Origin of the sequence: Vibrio xiamenensis (genome assembly GCF_900100015.1) — a bacterium.
Classification (GTDB): Bacteria; Pseudomonadota; Gammaproteobacteria; order Enterobacterales; family Vibrionaceae; genus Vibrio; species Vibrio xiamenensis.
In genome coordinates this window covers 1-4,384 of record NZ_FNDD01000067.1, presented here as the reverse complement: position 1 = coordinate 4,384, position 4,384 = coordinate 1, and the positions used below count along the sequence as shown (strand labels likewise).

The 4,384-nt window shown below is 49.2% G+C and carries 4 protein-coding genes; all 4 read right to left on the bottom strand.

Features of this window, described 5'->3' with window-relative positions; genetic code table 11:
• The coding region (locus BLS03_RS25105; protein WP_093279572.1) for a phage tail tape measure protein at positions 1-2,155 on the bottom strand (2,155 nt) is incomplete at its 3' end.
• Positions 2,156-2,273: 118 nt separating this feature from the next.
• Entirely contained in the window at positions 2,274-2,837 is a 564-nt protein-coding gene (locus tag BLS03_RS25100) for a phage tail assembly protein (RefSeq protein ID WP_093279571.1), read from the bottom strand.
• Positions 2,838-2,925: 88 nt separating this feature from the next.
• Complete coding sequence (locus BLS03_RS25095) at positions 2,926-3,432, bottom strand: phage major tail tube protein (protein ID WP_093279570.1); 507 nt, start codon at positions 3,430-3,432, stop codon at positions 2,926-2,928.
• A partial coding sequence (locus BLS03_RS25090; RefSeq protein WP_093279569.1) for a phage tail sheath protein occupies positions 3,432-4,384 on the bottom strand: 953 nt, incomplete at its 5' end. The genes BLS03_RS25090 and BLS03_RS25095, both read right to left, overlap by 1 nt.

Here is a 4,384-nt window from a genome sequence, read left to right as displayed (position 1 = left end):
CCCATTTCCCAGCTTTGGAACCGCTCGGTGCCAATGACGCCGCTGGAGCGCCGCCAATCGGCAGCATGTCTGCAATATGGCTTCCAAGCCCAAGCAAACGACCAAACTTACCACCTCGCCGCGATGTTCGGCGTGATGGACGCTGATTACTGCGAGAAATTGAAGCGCCATTGCGCTGATAACGCCCTTGGCCACCTTGACCTAAACGGTCCAATGTTTGGTTTAAACGTGACAATCGAGACGTTGCACGCTGCGCAGACTCGGATGTTTTATCTAACCCAATGCCAAGCTTGGCTTTGCCAAGGTCAGCGTAGTTCTTACCTTGACCGAGTAACAGCTTGCCAGTTTTAAAGGCCAGTGCTGCACCTTTTACCGCGATCAACGCCGCTGGAATCGCCATCAGCGCTGCCGTGGCCGTTGGCGCTGACTGCGCGGCTTCGGTTAACCAAGTAACCGCAGGGGTCACCGTATCCAGAATGTCACCGACAATCGGCAACATCCCTTCGCCTAAAACAGTAAACAAGCCTGTAATGGAGGCGGTAAACGCTGAGATTTTCCGCTGCGCCGTGGCGGCTTGCACCTCAAATTCTTTCTGCATCGACCCGGCAAAGTTGGTGTCATTCTCCACCAACTTAAAGGCTTTGCGAAAGTTATCTAAGTTCTGCAGCAAAGGTGCGATAGAACCAATCGACTCTGAGCCAAAAAGCTTTTTCATCAACGCAGTTTGCACATCGGCATCTTGGTCTTTGATTGCAAGAAGAACACGTTCAACCGTTTCCGGTGCGTTCGCCTGCATATCTCGCGCTAAATCGGCAGGATCAAACCCGAGTTTCATCAACGCATCCGCTTGGCCACCACTTGCTGAATCGCCAGCTGTTAAGCTAAGCAGTAAGTTTTTAGTGGCAGTCGCTGCAATTTCGGTACTGGCTGAGCCAGAAAGTACCGCTGCAGATAATGCGGCGGCTTGGATTTGGTCTAAACCTGCATTAGTGATCACCGCGCCTTGGCGAACCAGAACATTAGTGATGTCTTTTGCCGTGGTCGCCATGTTATCGCCGACAAAGTTCACGGCGTTGGCAAGGTCAACCGCCTGTGCCTGGCTCAGATTCATTGTTGTTCGCCACTTCATCATCGACGCACCGGCTTCATCGGCAGTCATATCAAAAGCGACAGACATTTTTGCTGCAGATTCAGCGAAATCAAACAACTCTTCTTTCTTAATACCGTTGCGGCCACCTTCGGCGATGATGGCAGATAAACCTTCCTGAGTAACGCCAAGCTTAGGCGCCTCAATCACAATCTTCTGCTTCATGATCTCCAGCTCTTCGTCACTGGCATCATTGACCGCTTTTTTCACATCGGCAAAAGCCGATTCAAAATCCACCGCAAACTTAATCGGAACCGCAAGCATGGCGCCCTTAACCGCCAAATCGAATGCTTCACCTTTGAGTTCTGAGCGAGCTTGCTTATTCGCCTCAATGTTCGCGGATGCGGCTTTCACCGCTTTCAGTTTATTCTTTTGCTGATCAAGGGCAGCATTCGCCGCGCTAATGTCACGTTGAACTTTACGCTGAGCGTCACCAAATTTATGAGCTTGAATGCCTGACTCATTGAGCGTGGCTTTTAAACCATGCAGCTTGGTGCGTTGGCCTTCATAATGGCTGGTTAAACGGGAAACTTCATGGCGAGACTTATCGTAAGCTGTTTGGGTTTTACTGAGCTGTTGGCGATGTTCATTTAAATTCGCGTTGCTCTGCTTAACCTCTGTCCGAGCTTCTTTAATTGCAGCCCGTAGAGCCTTGCTTGGGTGTTCAGTCGTGCGCATCTGCGCTTCAAGGTTTTGCAACTTTTTCTGAGATTGCTCAGCGGCAGATTCAAAACCTTTGGTTTGACTGGCTAACTGTTTGGTTTCGATTGCCAACTGGCCAGCGCGAACTTTGGCTGACTCCATCTGCACCGATGTTTCGCTAAGTTCACGCTTTAAGCTGCCGTAAGAATTCAAACTGGCCGCAGTCGCATTCAATTTTTTCAGCTCAGCCGATTGACTCTTCACATCTTCGGTTAAAGAATCAAACGATGCCGACGCCGCCTTAAGCGGCGTCGAATATTGGTCGAGCGCGGCAATCGCAACTTGATACTTAGACTGACTATTCATCGTTGCTTCAACCTTTCAATCGCCAAATAAAAACGGCGAACTGCCACGTCTGCTGGTAGTTCGCCGATCTGCTCGTCTGTGTACGGATAGACGAGAGGCAGATAATCACAAAGCGCTTCTACATCTCGCTCTGAAAGTAATCTGCCTGTTTGTTCAAAAAATCGTTAATGTGCGCCTGTAATTGGTTCCAATCAGGCATAAATAGGCGCCCCACTTCTTGAACGCTAAGTCCCGTACAAGCATGAGTGATAAATTCCTGCTTGGATTTATCTGTATCAATTGCTTTATAAATTTTTCGCGTCTTAACTGAAGGCACTTTTAGCTCGATTTCACCGACAGATTGACCGTCATCTTTACGCAGAGGAAGCAGTAACGAGATCGTTTCGTGACTGTGTTTTAGGTCTTTTTTCCATTGCTGCGAAGTCATGGTCGTCATGCGATAAATGATTCGCTCAATAGAGTTGTAATCAGGAAGAGACAACGTATCAAACGCCTTTTGGCTTAAGCCGGTAACAATACAAACCAACTCTTCAATCGCAGGGTCAGGATCGTCGGCGCTAACATCCACTTGGCTGTACTGCTCAAAACGCAGTGGCTCAAATGTCAAACTCAAAATTTCTTTTTCGCCGTCTTGAATAGGGTGCAGCAAATCATGAGTAATCGGTCCAAATGTTTGAGACATAAAATTTCTCCAAAAAAAGCTCCCTTTCGGGAGCTAACTAGCTAGGTATTTTAAAATGGGTCCATGGACCCATTAATTTTTTTACCGCTTAGGCGCGTCCAAGGTTCGAACGATGCTCAGCCATAATGTCGCCCTGACCCAAGTCGATCACTTGAGTGTCGAGGTTAATGTTGTAACGGGTCTTGCCTGCTTCTGTGTGCTTATAAATGCGCGGCGCAAGCTCGATGGTTGTTTCTGGAACGCTCTGTGTTGAACGGCTACCATCATCGATTTTGATGATGTCACCCGTGTAAGAGCAGTGCTCAGCAAACTTGTTACCATCTTCATCTTGGTAAGACGATTTCACGTCCATCTGAACGCGCTCACCTTCTTCCGCGCCATACACTTGCAGCGCGTCAACGGTCGCGCCTTTAAGTTTGATGGTGGCGTTGCCGACCGTGACACCGATGATGATTTTGCTAGAGGCAAAGCGGCCACCTTTGGCATCTTCGGTTTTTTTCTCGACCACTGGAGGCGTATGTTCTTCTAGTTCACCAAAGAACTTTTGGCCTTCAATGACCACTTCTTGCATTACTAATTTGCGTTGACCTGCCATTACAAGATCTCCGAGATAAAGCTGTCAATAATTCCAGCATCTTCAACAAGGTGGTAAACCATGTGCTCGTTTGGCGGGAATGCGGCAAAACGGATGGCAATGTACCAGGTACCGTTTTTGTATGTTTCGACCGTGTTCAGTTCTGGATGCAGCGACACTTCCATGCCAACCACTTCTTCATTGGCTTTGAGTTGAGCACCCCAAGCGTTGAGCTTGGTGATCTCCTGCTCCATCAGCGACTTGTCGAGATTCTTTGCCATCACCTTTTGCGCGGTGGATTTCAACTTACGACAAATTGCCTGCTCCAAACACACTTGGTTAATAAAACGGCCTGATAACGTGCGGTTACCCAGCAGCGAAATACCGCCTAAATCAGTGCGCCCGAAGTAGCAGATGCCATGCTTGTTCAGCAGATCGCCTTCGGTGGTGCTGTCCAGAATATCGTAAGTAATATCGCGCTGAACGCCTTGCGCGTACGTACCTTGGTTACCTGGTGATTGATGCAGCGCTACGCCAGCATGACAACCCACCGAAAGTACCGATGGCGGCACATACACGTTCGCCGCTGCAGCCGTTGAATAAATACTCGGCTGAGGGTCGATGATGGTCGCGATATCGTAACCTGTGCCTTCGGTCGCCAGCGTTAATGAGTAGTCGATCACTTCAGTGGTATTGGTGGATAAACCATCCAGGTGCGGAAACGCCATTAACTTTAATGCTTCGGCGACCAATGCATCCGATGCTGGCGATAAGTGGGTGTAACCTGGCGCAGCAATGATGGTGGGTGATTCAGTACACAGCGAGATCGCAGAAATACCCAAACGCTGACCCGTTGCTGCATCCACACCACCAATGATGTTCGCCAGTGTGGTCGCTTCATCGGCGCCTTCCGGTACCACGATAACGTATTGCGTCACTTGAACCTTTTTCAGCGTCTCGGTGACCGCATACC

Bases quoted from the DNA above. Each gene is read 5' to 3' on its own strand.
- BLS03_RS25100 (WP_093279571.1), bottom strand. From the start codon at position 2,837: ATGTCTCAAACATTTGGACCGATTACTCATGATTTGCTGCACCCTATT.
- BLS03_RS25095 (WP_093279570.1), bottom strand. From the start codon at position 3,432: ATGGCAGGTCAACGCAAATTAGTAATGCAAGAAGTGGTCATTGAAGGC.